Genomic DNA, 22,532 nt, shown 5'->3' on the forward strand with positions numbered 1-22,532 from the left:
TACGGCCTGTTCGCCATGGCCTCGCTGGTCGTCGTCTTCCTGAGCCTGCTCGAAGGCTATGGCTTTGCGAGTTCGCTGATCCAGCGCGAAACGGTCGGTAAAAAACAGATTCGCCAGGTCTTCGGGCTGCTGATTCTCCTCAATATAGCGCTGGCGGCGATTCAACTCGCGCTCGCGCCGCTCGCCGCCGCCTATTTCCGCGAACCGCGAGTCACGGACATATTGCGCGTCCAGGCGCTTCTGTATCTGACGACGCCGTTCATCGCCCTGCCGTTCGCGCTGCTCAGCCGCGAACTCGAATATAAGAAGCAGGCGCTGGCCAATCTCGCCGGCTCGATCTCCGGCGCCGCGACCGCGCTGACGCTCGCCCTGCTGGGATTCGGCGTGTGGACGCTCGTTTACGCGCCGATCGTGATGTTCATGGTGCGCGGCATCGGGCTGACCTGGGCGGCGCGCTCGCTCGTCATGCCCAGCTTCGCCTTCAAGGGCGCGGGCGCGATGATCGGATTCGGCGGCGCGATGACGGCGATCCAGTTCTTCTGGTTCCTGCAGAGCCAGTCCGACGTGTTCATCGCCGGCCGCGCCTTCGACGCGCACATGCTGGGCGTCTATACGACCGCCCTGTTCCTGACGCAGATCCTGGTCGCGAAATTCGTGCCGCCGCTCAACGACGTCGCGTTCGCCACCTATTCGCGCATGCACCGCGACGGGGCGGCGATCGCCCCGGCCTTCGCCAATGCGGTGCGGCTGATCATGCTGATCGCGCTGCCCTTCTATCTAGGGCTCGCGATCACCGCCGAACCGCTCGTCACCGCGATGCTCGGCGATCAGTGGCTGGAAACCATCCCGCTCGTCCGCCTGCTGGCGCTGGCGATGCCCTTCATGACCCTGCAGATCCTGTTCGCCCCGGCGACCAACGCGCTCGGCCGCCCCTGGATCGCGGTTCGCGTCAACATGATCGGAGCGGCGATCATGGCCGCATCCTTCGCGATCGGCGTCGATTACGGGATCGAGGGCATGGCGCGGGTCTGGCTGATCGGCTTCCCGATCCTCACCGCCGTCACCATGCTGGCCTCGATGCCGGTGATCGGCATCGGTATCGGCGCGCTCGGCCGCGCGCTCCTGCCGGGCCTCGCCGCCTCGCTCGCCATGGCCGGAATCGTCGAGGGCGTGGAACTGATGCTGCCGCCGATGCCGCTGATCGGCCATCTGGCGCTGCTCGTCCTGCTGGGCATCGCCAGCTATGCGCTGCTGCTGATCGTCTTCGCGCGGCCGCTCGTCGTCGAGCTGCGCGATCTGCTCGTCCGCCGCAAGCCGCTGATCGCCGAAGCCTGAGCTTCAGACCTGCTGGATATAGTCGCGCATCGCCGCGGCGTCCTGCTCGATCCGGTCCATCCGGTATTTGACGAGATCGCCGATCGACACGAAGCCGATCAGTTCGCCGCCGTCGAGCACCGGCAGATGCCGGATGCGCCGCCGCGTCATCAGGCCGAGCGCGCCCAAAATGCTGTGATCCTTTTCGACGGTGATCGGCGGCGAAGTCATCACCTCGCCGACATTCTTGTCCAGCGCCGCGGCGCCGAATGCGGCGACGATATGGACGAGATCGCGTTCGGACATGATGCCGACAACCGTGTCGCCGTCGAGCACCGGCACCGCGCCGATCCGCCTTTCGGCGAACAGGCGCACCGCGTCGGACACGCTCATATCCGGCGTGGCGACAATCGTCTCGCCGCCCTTGCTCTCCAGGATGCTGCTGATCGTCATAGCGCCTCTCCCAATTCGCTATCTGAATCGGGTGCAATAATGCGCCTTTTCGAAGCCGAAGGAAAGAAAGGCGGAATTCAGCGCCTTAGCCGACAGATCACGGTTTCGCCGAGGCGATGCTGTCGCTGAACGAAGCGGCGGCGGCCTTGATGAGGGCGTGCCGAACGCCCAAAGGAAGGCGATGCCCGATACCAAAAACTCGCTCGACGATCCCGACTATGCCCGCTTCGCCTGGGCGCGCTATCGCCGCATCCTGAAATGGATGGCGCTGGCCGCAATCGCGGCGACGATGGTGGCGCTGGGCTGGTTCCATTTCTTCGGCGCCGGGCTGAGCATCCATATCGTGCTGGCGACATCCGTGGGCGTCGGCGGGACGATCTTCGTCGCGGGCCTGTTGATGGGCCTGGCCTTTCTGAGCTCCGGCACCGGCCATGACGAGGATGTCGCGCATTTCGACGGCAGGGACTAGGCGTCCGGCGCGTTCACCCGTAGCGAGCGCTCGCCATTGGCCGGGACGGTGACCCGCCAGATCCGCTCGCCCTCGCGCTCTCGCGTCCGCCCGCCCGAAAAGCGCAAAGGCGTATCGGCCGGGCCCAGCACGAGCTCGATTTCGGCGGGACGAGGATTGGCGTTGGTCACGGTCAGCTGCCAGCGGTGCCGGTCGCCATCGCCTTCATAGGCGGTGGTCAGGATCACCTGCGCGCTCGGGACGACCTGCAGTTCGACCTCCTGCCCGATGGCGCGATCCGCAAGCCGGGTCTCGGACACCGGAAGGCGGCGCCCGGCGGCCTGCTCGAACACTGTTACCGTGCCCGAGGGTAAAGGCACGCCGAGCCCTTCGGATAGTTCGTTCTCGGTACGGAAGGTGATGAACAGCGGCTCGGGCTCGCTGTCGCCGCGATAATTGGCGAAGCGGCCGGTATAGAGCCGTTCGAAGCGCACGGCGGGCTGGACGAGCAGCGCCACCTGTTTCTGCGCATTGGCGGCGACGGTCACCTGCTCGGGAATACGATAGAGCTTGAGATCGCCGAGATCCTCCTGCTCGGCGACGATGCCGGCGATCGCCATATCCATCTCCGCCGCTCCCCGGCGCTGAGCCGTGACGACGATCGCTCCTGGTGATTCCGAATAGCTCATCATCCCGGTCGTCTGCTCGGTGCTCAAGCCCGGATGGGTCGCCGTCGTGTCCATGGGCCAGCAACTGAGGCGCAGCTGGAGCTGCTGCCAGGCATCGGCAATATCGCTCGCCGCCTCACGGTTGAGCGTTCCTGCGACCGCCTGGACATCGGCATCGGGAAAGCTTTGCGGGTTCGAATTGGCCAGCGTCAGCCACGCGAAAAGGCGCAATTCGTCGCCATCGTCCGACAGATCGGCGACATAATGGGCGGTCCAGTCGAAGCCCGAGGCGAGATAGGAGAGTGTGACCGTCACCGTCGCGGCTTCCTCGCTCACCGTTTCGACCGAAAGCGTCGGTCGCGCCGACAGTCCTTCGGGCACCCCGTCATAGACGAGGGTTTCGGGGAGACCCGAACAACGCAGCGCCTCGATCCCCTCGGCGGTTTCGAAGATCACGCCGTTGTTCGGACCGACCCGGATGGTCGCCGGCTGCTCGCGCATCCCGCCGGTCTCGGAATCCGCGCGGCGGATGGTGACGCGATTGCCGAGCGATCCATCGACCAGCGAAGCCGGCGAAAGCAGCCGCGCATCGCGGTTGCGCTGGATCGTGCCGCCGGGCAGCCCGGTAACGATGGCGCTGACGGGCACGATGCCTTCGGCCACGCCTTCGAAGCGGATCGTCGCCGCGCCGGCCGGCAGCGCGATCTGTCGCGTCTCGGTGATCAGCGCAAAGCCGCCCAGAGCGTTGAGGTTGATGCCGCCGCCCTCGCCCCGCCCCGGATCCCGGTACAGGGTGACGGCCACGCTCTCCGGCCCGTCCGAAACGATCACCTGCGCCGCCGCGGGCGACGCCGCGAACAGGGTGAGAAGGATCAGCGCGAGGCGGCGCATGGCGGGCGGGCTCAGTAGCGCGTGTCGAACGTGGCGCTGACGATCGTCTCGCCATTGGCCGGCACGTCGACGAGCCAGCGCACGCCATCGGCCGACAGCCGCTCGCTTTGCAGACTCTCCTCGGTCACCCGCGTTTCGGGCCACCACCAGGGCAGCTGCATCTGATCCAGCTGCACGGTCACCGCTTCGGAGCGGGCATTGGTGAGCGTGTAGCGCATCTGGGTGCGCCAGTGATACATCGCGAGCCGGGTCCGTTGGACCACCGTGGAGGCGACATTCACGTCGAACGCCTCGCCGGTGACGATCGCCAGCTGCGAGCCCATCGGCGTGTGCGGGATCGCGTTCTCGCCGATGAATTGCGGATCGCCGCGCGCGTCGCGCATATAGACGCGCACCGTGCCCGCGGGCAGCGCATCGCCGAGCCCGCCCTCGCTGCTCGACGAGAAACGCAGCACGCTGTTGGCGCTGGCGGCATCGGCGGTCCGCAAGCTGTCGACGCGAAACGCATAATCGTTGGATGCGCGCGCGCCCTGCACGTCGAGGAAATTGACCTGCTTCGTCTGCCGGTCGGCGATCGTCGTGCGGTGGCCGAGCGGATAGAGATAGAAATCGCCGAGCTGTTCGCGGTCGGCGGTTTCGGTACCCGGCCGGGTGATCGGCGAGCTTTGGGGGGGGCCGCGATAGCGACTGTTATTATTACCGCCCTGGTTCACCGCGCCGGCCACGAGCAGGGTATCGGCATTGTCGAAGGTCGTGCCCGTGGTGTTGCGCAGGGTGATCCAGCCCTGGACGTCTATCGTCCCGTCCTCCTGGTCGTAGAGCGCGACATAATCGGCGTTCCAGCCGAGCCCCGGCGTCAGATAGCTGAGCGACAGCGGCCGGGTACCCGCGCGGTTGCTGTCCAGGGTTACCGAAAGCGTCGGGCGGGCGCGCAGGTTGGGCGGGATCGTATCGAAGACGACGCGCGCGGGCCGGCCATCGTCGCGCAAAACCTCGATCCGACCGGCAATTTCCAGCACCACGCCGCCATTGACGGCGAGCACCCGGGCGCGCTCGCGCGTTTCCTGGCCGGTCGCCGGGTTGAAGCGGACGATGGTGACGAGTTCGCCGACCGCATTTTCCATCAACGCGTCGGGCGAGAGCAGGTCGTAATCGAAATTCTGCTCGACGATCGCGATGCCGCTGCCGCCGATGGTTACCGTTTCGGGCCGGATCTGCGCGGAGACCTCGGGAAATTCCTGCCGCGAACGGCCGGTCGGCAGGGCGACCTGCCGGATATCCTGCACGAGCGCGAGATTGTTGTTGTAGATGGTGACCGAAACATCGCCCTGTCCCTGCGCCGACGCGGCGGCGGGGACAAAAGCGGCGGCCAGGGCGAACAAGACGACGGGCTTCATGGCACTCTCCCTCAGGCGGGAGAGTGGCAGCGATCGGCCCGGTTGGAAAGCCTCTAGGCTTCGGCGACGGCTCCGTCGCCATCGTCGCTCTTGCGCGAACGGCGGGCGGGCTTCTTTTCGGCAGCGGCTTCCGGCTCGTCATCGTCGGCGTCATTGCCGCCGATCGAGATGGAACCGGGCAGGCGATCGGCCTCGATCCGCTCTTCGTCCGAATCATGGCCTTCGCCCGAGCCATTGGCTTTCGCCGGCTGTTCGGCCTTGGCGGCACGCGGGCGGGGTTTGCGCTTTTTCGGCGCTTCCTTTTCGGCCTCGGCTTCGGTTTCGGTTTCCGGCTCGTCGCGATCCGCAGCATTATTGTCGCCGCCGTCGTCCTTGGCACGCTGGCCCTGACGATTGTCGTCGCGACCGCGATTCTGCTCGTCCTTGCGCTGGTTGCTCTCGGTGAGCACCCGGAAATAATGATCCGCGAACTGCAGGTAATATTCGTTCATTACCCGATCGCCCTGCTGATGGGCGTCGCGCGCCATCGCCTTGTACTTTTCGCAAAGCTGGTTGGCGTTGCCGCGTGCGCGGTTGTCGAGACGGTTACCGTCATTGGGCCCGCGGTTGCTGGAACGATTGCTCCGGCTCCGGCGACGGCCCGAACTTCTATTGTTCATCAAGGTCTGTAGATCCTCAGTCCATTGTTTCCGGGAAAAGCACGCCCCCGCGCGCCGCTTTCATCGGCCAGGCCCATCCTGGCCGCTCGGATAGCTTTCTCCGCAAGGGCCAGCCGCAGCCGGTCCAATGCCAGCACCGCCGGACATCAGCGGTTTGACGATGGAGATCGTGGGGCGAAGGTTTCAGTGCTGTTGTGCTGCCGGAACCCTCGTTCCACCCCTGCCCATATCCGTTCCGTTTTGCCAAATGCAAGTGAAAATATGGTTAGGGCATGGTCCTATATGTGGATAAAAAGGCATCGCTCTATGCCCAAAAGGTCCCGCCAGCGGCGGGTTTCAAAGCCTTCGGCCCGGCAAATCTTATCCACATTATCCATCTGGCCCTTGCCCAATTCGATGGCCGCGCCGCCCCCTTTGGCGATAAATGGAGCCAGCCGCGGCACGATTTCGCGATAGGGGCCAAGGCCCTGGGCATCGCCGAACAGCGCCAGATGCGGTTCGAAATCGCGCACGTCCGCCATGATGTCGTCCTCGCTATCGAGATAGGGCGGATTGCACAGGATCAGGTCGAACGTGCCCGAAAGCCCCTCCACCCAGTTGCCGATCCGGAATTCCGCGCGCTCGGCCAGGCCCAGCGCTTCGGCATTGCCGCGCGCATAGGCCAGCGCCTCTTCCGACGCATCGATGCCCAACCCGCGCGCATCGGGCCATTCGGACAGCGCCGCCAGAAGCAGGGTGCCGGGCCCGGTCCCGAGATCGAGGATCGTTTCGGGCGCCTCGTTCCCGAACCAGCTTTGCGCCGCCTCGATCAGCGTTTCGCTTTCGGATCGCGGCACCAGCACGCCGGGGCCGACTTTCAGGTCCAGGCTCCAGAATTCCTGCCGGCCGATAATATAGGCGACGGGTTCATGGGCGAGCCGCCGTTCGACCAGCGCGCCAAAGCCCTCCGGCGCGTCGCTGTCGAGGCGGCCGAGCAGCATCGCTTCCCGGGTCAGCCCCAGCGCCTCGGCCATCAGCACTTCGGCGTCCAGCCGCGGCGTTTCCGACACCGGTGCCAGCCGCGCCGCCGCCTCGCGCAGCGCTTCGCGCACAACCGTCATGCCTTACTCCTCGATATGGGCGAGCCGCTCGGCCTCGTCCTCGGCGATCAGCGCGGTGACGAGTTCCTCGAGCCCCGGCCCTTCGAGGATCTGCGGCAGCTGGTGCAGGGTCAGGTTGATCCGGTGATCGGTCACCCGGCCCTGCGGGAAATTATAGGTGCGGATGCGCTCGGACCGGTCGCCCGAGCCGACCATCGACTTGCGCGCGCCCGAACGCTCGGCATCGACGATCGCGCGCTGATGCTCGTAGAGCCGCGCGCGCAACACCTTCATCGCCTTTTCGCGATTCTTGTGCTGTGATTTCTCGTCCTGCTGGGTGACGACGAGCCCGGTCGGGATATGGGTGATGCGCACCGCGCTATCGGTGGTGTTGACCGATTGCCCGCCGGGGCCGGACGAGCGATAGACGTCGATCCGCAGGTCGTTCTCGTCGATGCTGACATCCACCTCTTCGGGTTCGGGCAGCACCGCCACCGTCGCGGCGGAGGTATGGATGCGCCCGCCGCTCTCCGTCGCCGGAACGCGCTGGACGCGGTGGACGCCGCTTTCGAATTTCAGCTTGGCGAACACGCCCTTGCCTTTGACGTTGACGACCGCCTCCTTGTAGCCGCCGGCGTCCGACGCGCTGGCCGACATCAGTTCGAAGCCCCAGCCCTGTTCCTCGGCATAGCGCTGGTACATGCGCAGGAGATCGCCGGCGAACAACGCCGCCTCGTCGCCGCCCGTGCCGGCCCGCACTTCGAGTACCGCCGGGCGCTCGTCGGCGCTGTCGCGGGGCAGCAGCTTCACCGCCAGCGCGCGTTCGGCCTCGGGGATCGCCGCCTTCAGCTCTTCGGCTTCGGCCTCGGCCATTTCCTTCATTTCCGGATCGGCGAGCATTTCGGCCAGCGCCGCCAGCTCCTCACGCAGCCGCCGCAGCTCCTTTGCGGTTTCCGCAACGGGTTCGAGCTCGGCATATTCCTTGGAAAGCTCGACAAACTTGTCGGGCGCGAGATCGCCGGTCGCCATCTGGCCCTGCAGGTCTTCCTGCCGGGACAGGATGGCGTCGATACGTTCGGGGGAGATGGTGGTCATTTTCGTTGGGCCAGTATCCACGAGTGGGCGTCTGCAATTGTTTCTTCCCGAAAATGAAAACGCTGCTCAAGGGCCTTGGTTATCCTGGTTCGAACTGGCTTTGCTCTATCAATATTGAGGTCTCGCAGTCGCACGACGCAGTTTCCATCATCGTGAAATTCAACGGCTAGGCAACGCCAAGCGCCCGACGCTTTCGCTTTATCAAATCGTTTGCGTCTTGATCCGGCGGCAAAAATTTCGGTGCGAATAGCGGCTGGCGGCCTTCGAAGCAGACTGGCCAGTTCCAATACAAAACCATCTAGCTCCGGGTTTGTAGTAAACACTGCTATTTCGGTCACCGAATCCGGCCATTCGTCAAGCAACATAGCCAGCCGCTCAATCCCGGCCGCCCAGCCCACCGCCGGCGTCTCGGGTCCGCCGAGCGCCTCGATCAGCCCGTCATAGCGGCCGCCGCCGAGCACCGTGCCCTGCGCGCCGAGCCGGTCGGTGACGAATTCGAAGGCGGTATGGCGATAGTAATCGAGGCCGCGGACGAGCCGGGGATTGCGTTCCCAGGCGACGCCTGCCGCATTGAGCCCGACGGTCACGTCTTCGAAGAAAGCCGCCGCCTCGTTGCTCATCACATCGTCGATACCCGGCGCGGCATCGGCGATGGGGCGGTCGCGCGGGTCCTTGCTGTCGAGGATGCGCAGCGGGTTGCGGGAAAGCCGGTCGATGCTGTCTTCGGAAAGCTCGCCTTTATGCGCCTCGAAATGCGCGACCAGCGCATCGCGCCAGGCGTCGCGCGTCGCGGCATCGCCGAGCGTGTTCAGCTGCAAGGTCACGCCCTCGGCGATGCCCAATTCCTTCAGCAGCTGATCGGCCATCACCAGCAGCTCGACGTCCGCCGCCGGTTCGCCCGCGCCGATAATCTCGGCGTCGAGCTGGTGGAACTGGCGGAAGCGGCCCTTTTGCGGGCGCTCGTAGCGGAAGAGCGGCCCGTCGGTGGCGAGCTTCATCGGCGCATATTGCTGCCAGCCGTTCGTCAGGTACGCGCGCGCGATACCGGCGGTGAATTCCGGGCGCAGCGTCAGCGAATCCCCGCCCTTGTCCTCGAAACTGTACATTTCCTTGGACACGACATCGGTGGTCTCGCCGAGCGAGCGCGCGAAGACGGCGGTCGCCTCGAACACCGGCACCTCGACCCGGCCGAAGCCGTAAAGCCGCCGGACCCGGTCGAACGTGTCGACGACATGCTGGAAGCGCTCGGCCTCTTCGCCGATCATGTCCTGCGTGCCGCGGATCGCCTTGGGTGTCTCGCTCTTGGCCATGGCAGGGGCCTCTAGCGGCATTTGCGGGAAACGGAAATAGCGGATGGGCGCGCTGGCCCGCCCGCCGGGGAAATCGGCCTTCCTATTCGGCGGCCTCGAGGAAGCGGTCGTCGATCGAGGCTTCGGCTTCCCAGCTTTTGAGTTCCGGCAGCACCTTTTCGGCGAAGAGATGCATATTCTTCAGCGCCTCTTCCTGCGGCATCCCGCCATAATGGACGTGCGGGAAGAAGCCCTGCGGCTTGTAGATTTCCTTCAGCTCCCACATCCGCTCGAGGATCATCTGCGGCGTGCCGGTGACCGCCGAGTGGCTGAAATTTTCGACATAGGGTTCGATCTCGTCGGGCTCGAGCGTCATATTCTCGTAGCTCTCATAGCCCTTGATGTTCTTGAAGATGCCGGGCTTGTCGAGGCTGTAATTGGTGACCGCGGCGCGCATCGTGTTGGCCAGATATTTGCGGCCCTGCACCTCGGCAAGCTCCGCACTTTCGTCGATATAATAATTGCCCCCCAGCATCGGCGGCGGCGGTTCGCTGCCGTCGCCGCGTTCTTCCTGCCACACTTCCTTGTAGAGATCCGGCGGCGTCTCCTTGCCGCGCTGGGGCAGCATCAGCACCATATTGCCGAAGCCGTGCCGGGCCGCGGCGCGCATCGAGGAGCCGCTGAGCGAGCCGCAGAATTTGCGGCCCTCGAAGCTCTTGATCGGGCGCGGCCGCAGCTCGGTGCGCGGCTGCACGCCATAGGCGCCCTCGCCCTCCAATATCCCGGTTTCGAGCGCGGGGATCAGCACGTCGAGAATATCGGTATAGAGATCGCGCGACAGGTTCTGGTCGATTCCCAGCCCGGTAAATTCTTTCGGCCCGAGCCCGCCGCCGAAACCCAATATCGCTCGCCCGCCCGACATGATGTCGAGATTGACGATCTTCTCCGCGAGCCGCGCGGGATTGTGCCAGGGAACGATGATGCACTGGGTGCCGAGCTTCACGCGACTGGTGCGGCCCGCAAGATAGGTCAGCAGCTGCAAGGGATCGTTGGACAGCGAATAGCTGCCGAAATGATGTTCGGTGATCCAGACCGAATCGAAACCGAGTTCTTCGGCGAGGACGCAATTTTCCAGTTCCTCGCGCAGGAACTTCTCATCGGGATAACTGTCGTCGCGCTGATGCGCGAAGCCCGTGGCGAAACCTACATGCATGCCCGCTCTCCTGTTCGCCGCCTTGTGCGCCGCCGCATGATTCAGGCAGGCGACTCCGGCGTGTCGACTCGACGGTAACATTTGTTATTCTTTTCCCGCAAGCGGAACTGTGCCTTGCGCTGCGCCGTCATTTGATAGAATTTCACCCCATGAACATCGACCTCATCCCCATCGGCGACGACCCGCCCGACAGCATCAACGTGATCATCGAGGTGCCGGTCGGCGGCGAGCCGGTAAAATATGAATTCGACAAGGTGTCCGGCGCGCTGTTCGTCGACCGCATCCTGCACACGCCGATGCGCTATCCGGCCAATTACGGCTTCGTTCCGCATACCTTGTCGCCCGATGGCGACCCGCTCGACGCGCTGGTCGTGGCGCGCTCGCCCTTCATGCCGGGCTGCGTCGTGCGCTGCCGGCCGATCGCGGTGCTCAACCTGGAAGACGAGCATGGCGGCGACGAGAAGCTGCTCTGCGTCCCGATCGACGCGACCTTCCCCTATTATCGCAAGATCGACGAGGGCAACGACCTGCCCGAAATCGTGATGCAGCAGATCGAGCATTTCTTCACCCATTACAAAGACCTGGAGCCCGAAAAATGGGTGCGGGTCGGCAAATGGGGCGACCGCGAAGAGGCCTGCCGGATCGTTCTGGAAAGCATCGAGCGGGCCAGGGAATAGCCGAAAAAGAGAAACGGGGACGGGGATGAAAGACGAAGCGAAATGGTGGTGGCGCTGCGCGGGCGCCGGGCTCGTGACGACGATCATTTCCTTCTATTTCGGGATGATCCCCAACATCGAAAGCTGCGCGGAAACCGGCGGCAATCTCGGCTCGATCATCGCCTTCGAAATCGTCCGCACGCCGGCCGATGTCGCCACCCTGTTCGGCGAGGAACCGTGCCGGAGCCAGTTCCTCGCCGCGATGCGCCACGCGACCTGGGTCGATGCGCTCGCCTTCATCCCGGCCTATGCCGCCTTCCTGATCTGCGGGCTGATCGCGCTCAGGTCGCGCGGGCCGAAGATCGCCGCGGCGGGCGTCGCCGCCGTCCTGCTCGCCGCGCTGTTCGACGAGATCGAGGGCATGCAGCTGTTCGCGATCATGGCCGACCTGCCGGGCGGGCAATCGACCATCGACCTGCTGATCCCGATGGTGCGCGGCAAGTTCGCGCTGCTGAGCCTCGCCGCGCTCGCGATCGGCTGGCTGATCGCCCGGATCGGCGGCTTCTGGCCGATGGCAGGGCTGATCGTGACGGCGGGCGGGGCGATCATGCTGTTCGGCGCGACCGAAGACGCCCGGTCGGCGCTTCTCGGCCTTGGCGGGCTGATTTCCTGGACGGTGCTGCTGGCTATGGCGATCGCCCGGATCCTGGTCTTGCGCGCGGGAAAACACCCCCAGGCCGGCTGACCCGGGCCCGGCACGCGGCGGCCGCGCACTGGATTTCGGCGCGCGCTTGCGCCACTCTCCCCCGGTATTGACCAAGGGATATTTCATGCGACCGATCCTCCTTGCGGCTTTCGCCGTTCTCGCCATGCCCGTTGCGGCACAGGCCCAGAATCCGGTGCAGAACAGCGCCCCCGAAGCGACGCCGGTCGTCGATGCGATCCCGGCGGCGCGCGACATTCCCTATCCCGGCACGATGGCGATCCATGTCGATGCCACCGATACCGAGCGCGCGATCTTCCGCGTCGAGCAGACGATACCCGTCGCCCAGGCCGGGCCGATGGTGCTGCTCTATCCCGAATGGCTGCCGGGCAACCATGCGCCGCGCGGGCCGATCCGCCATCTCGCCGGGCTGACGATCGAGGCGAACGGCCAGCGGATCGACTGGACCCGCGATCCGCTCGACGTCTACGCCTTCCATATCGACGTGCCCGAGGGCGCGACCGAACTGCGCCTGCGCTTCCAGTTCCTTTCGGCGACCGAACGCAACCAGGGCCGGATCGTGATGACGGCCGAAATGCTGAACCTGCAATGGGAGAAGATGTCCTTCTATCCCGCGGGCTATTATGTCCGGAACATCATGGTCGCGCCTTCGGTGACCCTGCCCGCGGGGTGGAACAGCGCGGTCGCGCTGCGCGGCGCGCGGCCCGGCGCCGACGGGCGGATCAGCTACGATACGGTGAGCTACGAAACCCTTGTCGACAGCCCGATGTTCGCGGGCGCGCACTACCGGCAGGACGATCTCGGCAACGGGCTGTGGCTCAACACCTTCGCCGACCGCGCCTCCGAGCTCGCCGCGACCGACGAACAGATCGCCGCGCACCGCCGCCTTTCCGACCAGGCCGTGCGATTGTTCGGCGCGCGCCATTTCGATCGCTACGATTTCCTGTTCGCGATCACCGACACGATGTCGGGCATCGGGCTCGAACATCAGCGCTCCTCGGAAAATGCGGTGCCCAGCGGCTATTTCCTCGAATGGGACGAGGGCCCGGGCCGCCGCTCGCTGCTCCCGCATGAGCTTACCCATAGCTGGAACGGCAAGTTCCGCCGTCCCGCAGGCCTGTGGACGCCCGATTATCGCACGCCGATGCAGGACAATCTGCTCTGGGTCTATGAGGGCCAGACGACCTTCTGGGACACCGTCCTCGCCGCCCGCTCCGGCCTCTACACGCCCGAACAGTTCCGCGAACAGCTCGCGCTGCGGGTCGCCGGGCTGGAGCTTCGCGCGGGGCGCGCCTGGCGCGATCTTCAGGATACGGCCCATGATCCGATCATCGCCGCGCGCCAGCCCAATCCCTGGACGAGCTGGCAGCGCAGCGAGGATTATTATCGCGAGGGCGCGCTCGTCTGGCTGGAGATCGACCAGATCCTGCGCCGCGAAACCCGCGGACGGCGCTCGCTTGACGATTTCGCGCGGCGCTTTTTCGGCGTCAATGACGGCGACTGGGGGCAGCTTACCTATACGCTGGACGATATCGTCGAGACCCTGGAGGGCATTCACGCCCATGACTGGCGCGGCCTGATCGAGCGGCGGCTCGACGAAAATGCGCAGGGCGCGCCCACGAACGGCCTTGAGCTCGGCAGCTATCGCCTCGCCTATCGCAACGAACCGAGCGAGAGCCTGCGCCAGGCGCAGCAGGCGAACGACTATATCGACCTCAGCTGGTCGGGCGGACTTGCCGTCGGCAATGACGGCCGCGTCCAGAGCGTGATCTGGGAGGGCGCGGCCTATCAGGCGGGGCTGACGGTCGGCACCGAGATCGTCGCGATCAACAGTTACAGCTTCTCGACCGGTCTGCTGGCGGATGCGATCGCCGCGGCGGCCGACGACGGCACCGATGTCGAGCTGCTGGTCAAGAATGGCGACCGCTATCGCACGGTGACGCTGAACTGGCAGCAGGGCCTGCGCTACCCCTATCTGGAACGGGTCGGGAGCGGGCGGGCCGGGCTCGACGCGCTGATCCAGCCGCTGCGCTAGACCGGGCGGGGCTAGGCGACCGCCGCTTCGACGATCTCCGCCTTTTCGGGCCTTCGCCAGGCGACGATCAGGCAGCCCGACACGATCAGCGCGGTGCCGATAAAGGTCGCCCAGGTCACTGCCTCGTCGAAGAACAGCCAGCCGAGGATCGCCGCCCAGATGAAGGCCGTATATTCGAGGCTGACGAGATGCTGCGCCTCGGCCCGGGCATAGCCCCAGATGATCAGCATCAGCGAAACCATCGCGACCGCCGCCGCCGCGACGATGAACGGCCAGTTCTCCGCCGGCGGCAGGGCCGCGAACCAGGGCGCGAGCGCAAGATAGAGCAGGGTGACGATGCCGGTCTGGAAGAACACCACTTCGGCCGAGGACGCGATCTGCGCGAGCTGGCGCTGGAGGATGAGATTATAGGCGTAGAGCAAGGCCGAGCCGAGGATCGCCGCAACGCCCCATTGCGCGTCCGGGGGGAAACTGCCCTGCATCTTGCCGACAAGGATCACCACCACCCCGGCGATGCCGAGCAGCGAGGCGAGGATCGCGCTCTTCCCGATCACCTCCCCGAGCAGCAGGACGGCGAGATACAGCGCGATCAGCGGCGCGATGAAGGAGAGCGCAATGCCTTCGGCCAGCGGCACCCGGCCGAGCCCCCAAAAGAACAGATAGCCCATGACGAAGGTCACGCCGCCGCGGATCAGATGGACCTTGAGCGCCGCCCGCCCGGGCCAGCGCCGCCGCTGAGCGAAAAACAGCGCAGCCGCCATCACGAAGCCCACGGCCATGCGCCAGAAGATCGCGTTATAGGCGCCGAGCGCGAGCACCAGCCCCTTCATGATCGCGTCCATGCCCGAATAGCAGGCAAGCCCCAGCAGAACCGCGGCAATCGCGGGCAGGTTCGAAGAGGGCGACGCGTTCGACATGGCCCCCTTTCGTCCGGCGCATTCCAGCGATCAACCACTTTCCGGCGAACGACAGGCGATTATCGCTGCCGGGGATTTCCGCTCTCTCGAAGCGCCGCCGGTTAGGCTGCATTCAGCTTGGCTGGCCTATGGAAGGCCCAAGGTCGCCCGGCATGAAGAGGGAGATTGCCATGACGATCGTGAAACCCGCCGCGCTGGCGCTGTTGGCGCTGACGGCACTCCAGCCCGCAACCGCGCGGACCCTGGTGGTTCCCCCGGCCGAGCAGACCGTGGTCGAAAGCGCAGCGATGCTGGCCCGGCTGCGCGGCAATAGCGGCATCAGCCTCCAATGGATCAGCTGGGACTATCGCGGCCATGTCCGGGTCAGCGACCGGGACGGGCTCGTCCGGCTCTCCGGCGAACAGGAAGAGCGCACCGGGCCGGGGCGGCTGACCCTGGACGGCGATGTGCTGGCGATCGATGCCGACAGCTTCACCTTTCGCGGCCATATCTCGATTATCGGCGCGCCGGACGAAGGCCGGGTGTGCGAGCGCGACGGCACATTCGAATTCCTGATCACCCAGAACCGGCGGTATTGGCGTCTGCAGGACATGCAAGCCTGTGACGGCCTGACCGACTATGTCGACATCTATTTTTAACGGCCGGCTCTAGCGCCGCGCCGCGCCTTCGGGCTCGAACGCGGAGAAATAGGCGAAGATATCGTCTTCGGCGCGGCTGGCTGCGTCGTTCCAGGTCCGCGCCGTATCGGCGTTGAGCAGCGCACCCTCGGGCGAGAGCAGCAGCACCGTCGGCGTGCCGGTGATCTCCGCGATGCCGAAGGTTTCGGCGATATCGAGATTGCGGCCTTCGCCGCGCTGCGGATGGCCGACATCGACATAGACGATTTCGTACCGGTGCGAGAGCATTTCGGCGAAGCGCGGCGTTTCGAACCAGCCGGCAAGACCGCGGCTGTCGTGGCACCAATTGGCGCCGAGGACGAGGATCACGCGCTTGCGGGTCAGCGCCGCCCGCCCGAGCGCCAGCGCCACATCGACGCGCGCCGTGCGGGCCTCGTCGAAGGGGCTCGCTTCAGGGTGGCTCGCCGATTGTTCGATGCCCTCGCCCACATTGATCCGAATATTCTCGAATCCGGCCTGTTGAATGACGAATATCGGACCACCTACACACCGCCACCGAGTCAGCGCTTCCGCCGTGATATTCACCGTGACAGCCTTGTCTTCGACATCGTCCAGAAAGGCATAGAGCGCCGAACTGTCGACAGCTTCTCCATTCAGATCGATAGTGCATGGCGGCCCGGCAAGCTCGATCTCAATTGCCGCTTCCGAAGCTGCACTCGTAGCAAGCGCGAGTACAAGGATAGCCGCACGCACTTTAATCGCGCTCGGCGGCGCTTTCGCGATCGCCGGAAGAGGCGAGCGGCAGGCCGCCGGTTCCCGTGACGCTGCCGATTTCCAGTTCGTCGATGCGCAATTTGCGGATTCGCGCCCTGCCGATCCATAGCCGCCCGATCGCCAGCGCGCCGAGCGCGAGCGCACCGGTCGCGAGTGCGCCGATGGCGGCCGCGCCCATGGCCGAGACCCCGGTCGAGGATGCGCCGGTCGAGGATGCGCCGGTGGTGGCGACATAAGTGGCCCTGGAGCGGCGCGCCTCGGACAGGGCGGCCTTGCGTTTCATTCGGCCGCTTCCATCGCGCCGCCGGCCTTGCCCTCGTCGATCATCCCGGCCTCGATCTCGGCGGCCTTGGCCTCGACGAGCCTGACGATATGCTCGACCATGTCGGCATCCTCGACATGGTGGTCGGTGACGCCCGACAGGTAGACCATATGCTTGCCCTTGCCGCCGCCGGTGATGCCGATATCGGTCTCGCGCGCCTCGCCCGGGCCGTTGACGACGCAGCCGAGCACCGAGAGCGAAAGCGGCGTGTTGATATGCTGCAAGCGCTCCTCGAGCGTCTGGACGGTGCGGATCACGTCGAAGCCTTGCCGGGCGCAGGAGGGGCAGCTCACCACGCGGACGCCGCGCGTCCGGATGCCCAGGCTTTTCAGGATTTCATAGCCGACGCGCACTTCTTCCTCGGGCTCCGCCGAGAGCGAGACGCGGATCGTGTCGCCGATACCCGCCCAGAGCAGGTTGCCGATGCCGATGGCGCTCTTCACCGATCCGCCGACGAAACCGCCCGCCTCGGTAATCCCGAGATGCAGCGGGCAATCGACGGCATCGGCCAGCCCCATATAGGCGGAGACGGCGAGGAAGACGTCGGACGCCTTCACCGCGACCTTGAACTCGTGAAAATCATGGTCCTGCAGGATCTTGATATGATCGAGCGCGCTTTCGACCAGCGCCTCGGGGCAGGGCTCGCCATATTTTTCCAGCAGATCCTTTTCGAGGCTGCCGGCGTTGACGCCGATCCGGATCGCGCAGCCATTGGCCTTGGCCGCCGCGATCACTTCCTGCACGCGGCTTTCGGCGCCGATATTGCCGGGATTGATGCGCAGGCAGGCCGCGCCCGCATCGGCGGCTTCGAGCGCGCGCTTATAGTGGAAATGGATATCGGCGACGATCGGCACGCGCGCCGCGCGGACGATCTGTTTCAGCGCGGCGGTCGACTCCTCGTCGGGGCAGGAGACGCGGATGATATCGACCCCGGCCTCCTCGCAGCGACGGATCTGGTCGATCGTCGCCCTGGCGTCGGAGGTCGGCGTGTTGGTCATCGTCTGCACGGTGACGGGCGCATCGCCGCCGACCGGCACATTGCCGACCATGATCTGCCGCGAGGTGCGACGGGCGATATCTCTCCAGGGGCGTACGGACATGGCCGCGATATAGGCGCTTGCGGTTACAAGGGGAAGTCGCCGGGAAAGCCCGGGGAAAAGGCGCCTAAAGCGCCCGCGTCATGCACATCGAGAAAGCGTCGGGCCCATAGTCGGCGAAGGGCGGACATTCTTCAAAGCCGTGCTTGCGGTAGAGGGCATGGGCGGGGTGAAAGGGCGCGGGCCGCCCGGTTTCGAGACTCAGGCGCGCATAGCCGCGCCGCCGCGCTTCGGCGATCATATGGAGCAGCACCGCCTCGGCGACCCCGCGGCGGAGGAATTCGGGCGCCGTCCGCATCGATTTGAGCTCGCCATGATCCGGTTCGAGCGCCTTCATCGCGCCGCAACCGGCCAGCGCCCCGCCCTGCCAGGCGGACCAGAAAGTAACGTCGGGCTGGCGCAGCCGCGCGACAGGCATGGCGTGAACGCTTTCGATCGGCGAATGGCGCATCATTTCGGCAAGATGGAATTCGAGCAGCGCCGTGATTTCCACGCCCGACAGATCGTCTTCGCGTATCTCGAATTCCGCCATACCCGCCCTATGACGGCACGAAATCGGATCGCCAAGCCCTCAATCGAAGGTGCCTGTTGCAGGAGCGGCGGACGACGGCGATCGAACCGCAGGCTGCGCGATCATGGCATAATCCGCCTTGCGGGAAACGCCAGATTGCCGCTTCAGCCCGCGTCCTTGTCCCAGCTGAGGCCATCGACCCGCCGGATAGCGGCATCCTCGATGACAGCGGGATCGAGCAGCCGCACATTGACCCCCATCCTCGCATATGTCGGATCGAGCGGCGCCCAGTGCGTGATCGCCCCGCAGCGCGCGCAATGATGCGTCGCGAGACCGGGCTTCGCCATATCGCCGCGGACATAGGCAATGGTCTCGCCGACCAGCGCGACATCGGCAGGCGCATAATAGGCCCAGCGCCCGCCGAGCTTGGTGCACAATGTGCAATTGCATTCGGTGACCTCGTCCGGCGCCTGCGCGACGGTGTATCCCGCCGCGCCGCAGGCGCAGCGGCCCTCGACCGCGCTCAACCGAACGGCTCGTCGATCGAGGGCGGCGGGACGGAGAACCATTGCGGCCCCGCCTCGGTCATGTGGAAACAGTCTTCCAGCCGTATGCCGAAGCTGCCGGGAAGATAGATGCCGGGTTCGTTGGAGAAGCACATGCCGGGCGCGAGCGGGGTTTCCTCGCCGCGCACAAGGTTGATCGGCTCATGCCCCTCCATGCCGATGCCGTGGCCGGTGCGGTGCGACAGGCCGGGCAGCGCATAATCCGGGCCATAGCCGAGGCCCTCATAATAAGCGCGCACGGCATCGTCGACGCTGCCCGCCGGGCGGCCGACCTGCGCGGCTTCCATCGCGATATCCTGGCCGCGCCGCATCTGCTCCCACACGCGGCGCTGGTCGGCATTGGGGTCGCCATAGACGAAGCTGCGCGAAATATCGGACTGATAGCCATGGACGTTGCAGCCGCTGTCGAGCAGCACGACCTCTCCCTCGCGGACATGCTGGGGCTGGCCCGATCCGTGCGGATAGGCGCTCGCCTCGCCGAGCAGGATCAACCCGCCGGCGCGCTGCGCGCCGAGCGCAAGACAGGCCGAGACGTACATCGCCTCGATATCGGCGGGCGTCATCCCGGCCTCGATGCGGGGGTGAATATGGCGATAGGCGGCGATGGTGACGTCCGACGCCTTCTGCATCAGCGCGATCTCATGCGCCGACTTGATCATCCGGCAGCCGCGCACGACCGGCGCGCCGGGCACGATCTCGACCGCGGGCATCGCGCGGCGCAGGCCGTCGGTCGCGAAGAAGCGTACCGTTTCCTCGACCCCCACCGGGCCGGCGACGCCGCGATCGGCAAGGAAGCCCGCGACGATATCGAGCGGGTTCACATGTTCGTGCCAGATGCGGACTTCGGCCGGCACCTTCAGGCTTTCGCGCACCGAGGGTTCTTCGAAATGCGGGGTGACGATACAGGGTTCGCCCTCGACGGGGACGATCGCGGCGGTCAGCCGCTCGCTGCGCCACCATTGGACGCCGGTAAAATAGGTCATCGAGGCGCCGGGCTCGATCATCAGCGCGCCGATCCCCGCTTCGCGCATCAGCTGCTGCGCGCGGACGACGCGCGCCAGATGTTCGGCCGGCGCAATCGGCTCGACATCGCCGGTGATCGGAGAAAGGGCCGGATCGGCTCCGGACTGGGCCAGCGCGCGCCAGGGAGACAGGGCGGCAAACCCGGCCACCGCGCCCATCGCGACAAATGCTCGTCTGTCTATCTGCATGCGTGGAAACTGAACCGGGCCGGGCATTTTGGCAAGCCTCGGCGCGGCGGCAGGAGGGGCCGCCCGCGCCTTCGCGCTGTCCTACAGGGGTCGCTTTGCGCTATGCTCGATCCCGCGATGGCGATGGACAGGATATCGCAGCCGGCCTCCCCTTTCCGGAAGGTCACAACCGGGGCCGGGAACAGGCTTTCCCGATGGCGCTTTTCCGGGCCCGGGCGGCAAAGGTCACAGCCCCGAAAAACCGCGCCGCGTGTCAACCATCCGCCCGCCGCGCCTTGCCGGCCGGAGTCGCGCCTAGGGCTTCACCGCCTCGACCAGCGAATAATAGCCGCAGCTGTGCGTCGCGCGCACGTCCTCAAAACCCGCGCTTTCGAGGATCGCGGTCAGCTCGCCCAGGCTGTATTGCTTGCCCCGCGTGCCGCGCAGCATCAGCACCGAGAAGGAGGCCGTGGTTACCGGCCCGTCCAGCGTGTCCGCCATCAGCTGTTCGTGGAGGAAGATGCGGCCGCCCGACGGCAGCGCGGCAAAGGCCTTGGCCGACAGCTCCCGGTTCGTGGCCTCGTTCCAGTCATGATAGATGTTGGAGAAGAACAGCGCGTCATGCCCGGTCGGCCAGTCCTCGCGGAACATGTCGACCGAAGTCGTGCCGACCCGATCGGCGACATCGGCCTTGTCGATATAATCCTGCGCCGCCTCGCACATCGCCGGCAGCTCCATGATCGTCGCCTTGAGGCCCGGCTGCGCCAGCGCGGCGGCGATCGAAAAGACGCCCGATCCCCCCCCGACATCCATCAGGCTGGTAACGCCTTCGAACCGCCCCGTGCGGGACGCGCCGATCGCGGCGGGCAGCGAATGGGCGTGCATGAACTGGGCGATGCTGCGGGCCTGCTCGATTTCCAGCTGGCCGCTTTCCCAGCTCTCGACCGGGCGTCCCTCGGTGGGATCGGCTTTTTCGCTGGGCCGCAACATCCCCATCAGCGCCGCATGGATCGGATCATTGTCGCGGCCGCCCGTGATCAGCGGGCCCCAATAAAACGTCCCGTCGGGCAGCAGATAGGTGCGCGACACGCTCGTCAGGTTCCAGTCGCCTTCGCGGCGGACGACGAAGCCGAGCGCCGCGATCAGGCCCAGCACGATGCCCAGCGCGCGCCCCTCGACATTGCAGGCCGCCGCGAGCGTAGCGGTATCGCGCGGCCCCGCTTCGAGCGCGGCGAACAGCCCGATCTCGTCGGCGACGGTGATCGCGGGAAGATGATGCTGGCTGAGCCAGAGATCCCAGATAGCGCGATCGTCGACCACGGGCATTTGATAGGCATTCATGAACGGCATCCCCTCACTCTGTTCGTTATTCGTTGGCCTTACATACTAACCGCGGCGCGGCGCGGGTCCAGCGTAAAGGCGAGCGCGCTGGCCTTTCGGCGCCATGCCGATCGGCCTATGAGGGGCCATTCCCACCGAGTGGAGAGACATTATGCGTCTCACGGCAATTTTGACGATTGGAGCTTTGTTGATGGCAAGTCAGGCATCGGGCCAGCCGGCGGTCGAAGGCCGCTGGACGCTCGTGATCCATGGCGGTGCGGGCGTGATCGAGCGCGACCGGCTGACCGCGCAGCAGGATGCGGATATCCGCGCGGCGCTGTCCCATGCGCTCGAAACCGGGAGCGCGGTGCTGCGCGATGGCGGCAGTTCGCTCGACGCGGTCGAGGCGGCGATCCGCGAGCTGGAGGACGATCCGCATTTCAACGCCGGGCGCGGCGCCGTCTTCACCTATGACGGCGCGATCGAGCATGACGCCTCGATCATGGACGGTTCCACGCGTGCGGCCGGGGCGATTACCGGGACCTCGCACACCCGCCATCCCGTGACATTGGCGCGGCGGGTGATGGAGAACAGCCCCCATGTCTTCCTGCGCGGGCTCGGCGCCGACCAGTTTTCGGTCGAGCAGGGGCTGGAGCAGGTCGAGAACAGCTGGTTCGAGACCGAGGAACGCCGCCGCCAGCTCGACGAGATGCTGGCGCGCGAAGCCGAGGGGCTGTCGGCCTATGACGTCGATCTCAAATACGGCACGGTGGGGGCGGTCGCGGTCGATCTCGAAGGCAATGTCGCCGCCGCGACCTCGACCGGCGGGCTGACGGGCAAGCGCTGGGGCCGGATCGGCGATTCCCCGGTGATCGGCGCGGGCACCTATGCCGACAATCGCGGCTGCGCGGTGTCGGCGACGGGGGCCGGCGAATATTTCATCCGGGTGGGCGTGGCGCACGAGATCTGCGCCCAGATCCGCTTCCGGTTCCAGCAGCGGCTGGAAGAGGCGCAAGCCTCGGTGCCGCTCGATAGCGAGGGCATCCCCGAATATTATGTCCATGCGAGCGAGTTCGGCCTCGAAGCCTCCGACATCCAGGAAATCGCCGACGGCGTGATCGGGGAAATGGAAAGCCTGGGCGGATCGGGCGGCGTGATCGTCGCCACGCCCTGGGGCACCGGCACCTATTCGTTCAACACGCCGGGCATGTATCGCGGCATGGCATCGAGCGAAGCCGGAGCGAACGTCGCCATTTACGGCGACGAATAGCCCCTCCCCGAAGGGAGGGGCTGGAAG

The 22,532-nt window shown here is 65.9% G+C and carries 23 protein-coding genes (1 of these 23 running past the window's edge); 7 read left to right on the top strand and 16 right to left on the bottom strand.

Going from position 1 to position 22,532, the window contains the following annotated elements:
* Positions 1-1,335 carry the 3' portion of a lipopolysaccharide biosynthesis protein gene (locus H6P80_RS00420; protein ID WP_328804907.1) on the top strand. 150 nt of this gene lie to the left of the window's left edge, so only the last 1,335 of its 1,485 coding nucleotides appear in the window; its start codon lies beyond the left edge, outside the window; it ends in the stop codon at positions 1,333-1,335.
* 3 nt (positions 1,336-1,338) lie between these two features.
* On the opposite strand, the gene H6P80_RS00425 is transcribed toward H6P80_RS00420, so the two are convergent.
* Positions 1,339-1,767, bottom strand: coding sequence for a CBS domain-containing protein (locus tag H6P80_RS00425; RefSeq protein ID WP_185799388.1), 429 nt, complete (start codon positions 1,765-1,767; stop codon positions 1,339-1,341).
* A gap of 181 nt (positions 1,768-1,948) precedes the next feature.
* Between H6P80_RS00425 and H6P80_RS00430 the strand changes: the two genes are divergently transcribed.
* Complete coding sequence (locus H6P80_RS00430) at positions 1,949-2,236, top strand: hypothetical protein (protein ID WP_185799389.1); 288 nt, start codon at positions 1,949-1,951, stop codon at positions 2,234-2,236.
* Here the strand turns inward: H6P80_RS00430 and H6P80_RS00435 are convergent.
* The 7 genes from H6P80_RS00435 to H6P80_RS00465 all read right to left on the bottom strand — a co-directional run bounded on the left by H6P80_RS00435 (position 2,233) and on the right by H6P80_RS00465 (position 10,506).
* On the bottom strand, positions 2,233-3,774 hold the full coding sequence (locus tag H6P80_RS00435) for a DUF4139 domain-containing protein (RefSeq protein ID WP_185799390.1): 1,542 nt from the start codon (positions 3,772-3,774) through the stop codon (positions 2,233-2,235). The genes H6P80_RS00430 and H6P80_RS00435 overlap by 4 nt on opposite strands.
* 11 nt (positions 3,775-3,785) lie before the next feature.
* A complete protein-coding gene (locus tag H6P80_RS00440; RefSeq protein ID WP_185799391.1) occupies positions 3,786-5,171 on the bottom strand; it encodes a DUF4139 domain-containing protein in 1,386 nt (461 codons plus the stop codon).
* Between the two features lie 53 nt (positions 5,172-5,224).
* Positions 5,225-5,830: a DUF4167 domain-containing protein gene (locus H6P80_RS00445; protein ID WP_235973676.1), complete on the bottom strand. Its 606-nt coding sequence runs from the start codon at positions 5,828-5,830 to the stop codon at positions 5,225-5,227.
* A 278-nt stretch (positions 5,831-6,108) separates the two neighbouring features.
* Positions 6,109-6,930, bottom strand: coding sequence for a peptide chain release factor N(5)-glutamine methyltransferase (gene prmC, locus H6P80_RS00450; protein WP_185799393.1), 822 nt, complete (start codon positions 6,928-6,930; stop codon positions 6,109-6,111).
* A 3-nt stretch (positions 6,931-6,933) separates the two neighbouring features.
* Positions 6,934-8,004: a peptide chain release factor 1 gene (gene prfA, locus H6P80_RS00455; RefSeq protein ID WP_185799394.1), complete on the bottom strand. Its 1,071-nt coding sequence runs from the start codon at positions 8,002-8,004 to the stop codon at positions 6,934-6,936.
* A complete protein-coding gene (gene hisS / locus H6P80_RS00460) occupies positions 8,001-9,314 on the bottom strand; it encodes a histidine--tRNA ligase (RefSeq protein ID WP_185799395.1) in 1,314 nt (437 codons plus the stop codon). The genes prfA and hisS overlap by 4 nt, the downstream gene beginning before the upstream one ends.
* Before the next feature lie 82 nt (positions 9,315-9,396).
* A complete protein-coding gene (locus tag H6P80_RS00465) occupies positions 9,397-10,506 on the bottom strand; it encodes an LLM class flavin-dependent oxidoreductase (protein ID WP_185799396.1) in 1,110 nt (369 codons plus the stop codon).
* Positions 10,507-10,655: 149 nt separating this feature from the next.
* On the opposite strand from H6P80_RS00465, the gene ppa reads away from it, so the two are divergent.
* The 3 genes from ppa (at position 10,656) to H6P80_RS00480 (ending at position 13,921) form a co-directional block, all read left to right on the top strand.
* Positions 10,656-11,183: an inorganic diphosphatase gene (gene ppa / locus H6P80_RS00470; protein WP_185799397.1), complete on the top strand. Its 528-nt coding sequence runs from the start codon at positions 10,656-10,658 to the stop codon at positions 11,181-11,183.
* 25 nt (positions 11,184-11,208) lie between these two features.
* The gene (locus H6P80_RS00475) at positions 11,209-11,907 is read left to right on the top strand and encodes a hypothetical protein (protein WP_185799398.1); all 699 of its coding nucleotides are present in this window, start codon (positions 11,209-11,211) and stop codon (positions 11,905-11,907) included.
* A gap of 85 nt (positions 11,908-11,992) precedes the next feature.
* Positions 11,993-13,921 carry a M61 family metallopeptidase gene (locus H6P80_RS00480; protein WP_185799399.1) on the top strand — a complete coding sequence of 643 codons (1,929 nt, stop codon included), beginning with the start codon at positions 11,993-11,995 and terminating at the stop codon, positions 13,919-13,921.
* An 11-nt stretch (positions 13,922-13,932) separates the two neighbouring features.
* On the opposite strand, the gene H6P80_RS00485 is transcribed toward H6P80_RS00480, so the two are convergent.
* Positions 13,933-14,838 (bottom strand): DMT family transporter, encoded by a 906-nt coding sequence (locus H6P80_RS00485; protein ID WP_185799400.1) that lies wholly within the window; start codon positions 14,836-14,838, stop codon positions 13,933-13,935.
* A gap of 170 nt (positions 14,839-15,008) precedes the next feature.
* Between H6P80_RS00485 and H6P80_RS00490 the strand changes: the two genes are divergently transcribed.
* Positions 15,009-15,476: a hypothetical protein gene (locus H6P80_RS00490; protein WP_185799401.1), complete on the top strand. Its 468-nt coding sequence runs from the start codon at positions 15,009-15,011 to the stop codon at positions 15,474-15,476.
* Between the two features lie 9 nt (positions 15,477-15,485).
* Here H6P80_RS00490 and H6P80_RS00495 read toward each other — a convergent pair whose 3' ends face one another.
* The 7 genes from H6P80_RS00495 to H6P80_RS00525 all read right to left on the bottom strand — a co-directional run bounded on the left by H6P80_RS00495 (position 15,486) and on the right by H6P80_RS00525 (position 21,256).
* Positions 15,486-16,208 (bottom strand): thioredoxin family protein, encoded by a 723-nt coding sequence (locus H6P80_RS00495; RefSeq protein ID WP_185799402.1) that lies wholly within the window; start codon positions 16,206-16,208, stop codon positions 15,486-15,488.
* Between the two features lies 1 nt (position 16,209).
* Positions 16,210-16,512: a hypothetical protein gene (locus H6P80_RS00500; protein ID WP_235973677.1), complete on the bottom strand. Its 303-nt coding sequence runs from the start codon at positions 16,510-16,512 to the stop codon at positions 16,210-16,212.
* A complete protein-coding gene (gene ispG / locus H6P80_RS00505; RefSeq protein ID WP_185799403.1) occupies positions 16,509-17,651 on the bottom strand; it encodes a flavodoxin-dependent (E)-4-hydroxy-3-methylbut-2-enyl-diphosphate synthase in 1,143 nt (380 codons plus the stop codon). The genes H6P80_RS00500 and ispG overlap by 4 nt, the downstream gene beginning before the upstream one ends.
* Before the next feature lie 64 nt (positions 17,652-17,715).
* Entirely contained in the window at positions 17,716-18,180 is a 465-nt protein-coding gene (locus tag H6P80_RS00510; protein WP_185799404.1) for a GNAT family N-acetyltransferase, read from the bottom strand.
* Between the two features lie 143 nt (positions 18,181-18,323).
* The gene (locus H6P80_RS00515) at positions 18,324-18,686 is read right to left on the bottom strand and encodes a GFA family protein (protein WP_185799405.1); all 363 of its coding nucleotides are present in this window, start codon (positions 18,684-18,686) and stop codon (positions 18,324-18,326) included.
* Positions 18,683-19,936 (bottom strand): M24 family metallopeptidase, encoded by a 1,254-nt coding sequence (locus tag H6P80_RS00520; protein ID WP_185799406.1) that lies wholly within the window; start codon positions 19,934-19,936, stop codon positions 18,683-18,685. Before H6P80_RS00520 ends, H6P80_RS00515 begins: the two co-directional genes overlap by 4 nt.
* A gap of 294 nt (positions 19,937-20,230) precedes the next feature.
* On the bottom strand, positions 20,231-21,256 hold the full coding sequence (locus H6P80_RS00525) for a methyltransferase (RefSeq protein ID WP_185799407.1): 1,026 nt from the start codon (positions 21,254-21,256) through the stop codon (positions 20,231-20,233).
* Positions 21,257-21,446: 190 nt separating this feature from the next.
* Here H6P80_RS00525 and H6P80_RS00530 point away from each other — a divergent pair, with 190 nt between their 5' ends.
* Entirely contained in the window at positions 21,447-22,505 is a 1,059-nt protein-coding gene (locus H6P80_RS00530; protein ID WP_235973678.1) for an isoaspartyl peptidase/L-asparaginase family protein, read from the top strand.
* Positions 22,506-22,532: the final 27 nt, after the last annotated feature.

The sequence above is a fragment of the Parasphingopyxis marina genome, from assembly GCF_014237875.1.
Lineage (GTDB): Bacteria > Pseudomonadota > Alphaproteobacteria > Sphingomonadales > Sphingomonadaceae > Parasphingopyxis > Parasphingopyxis marina.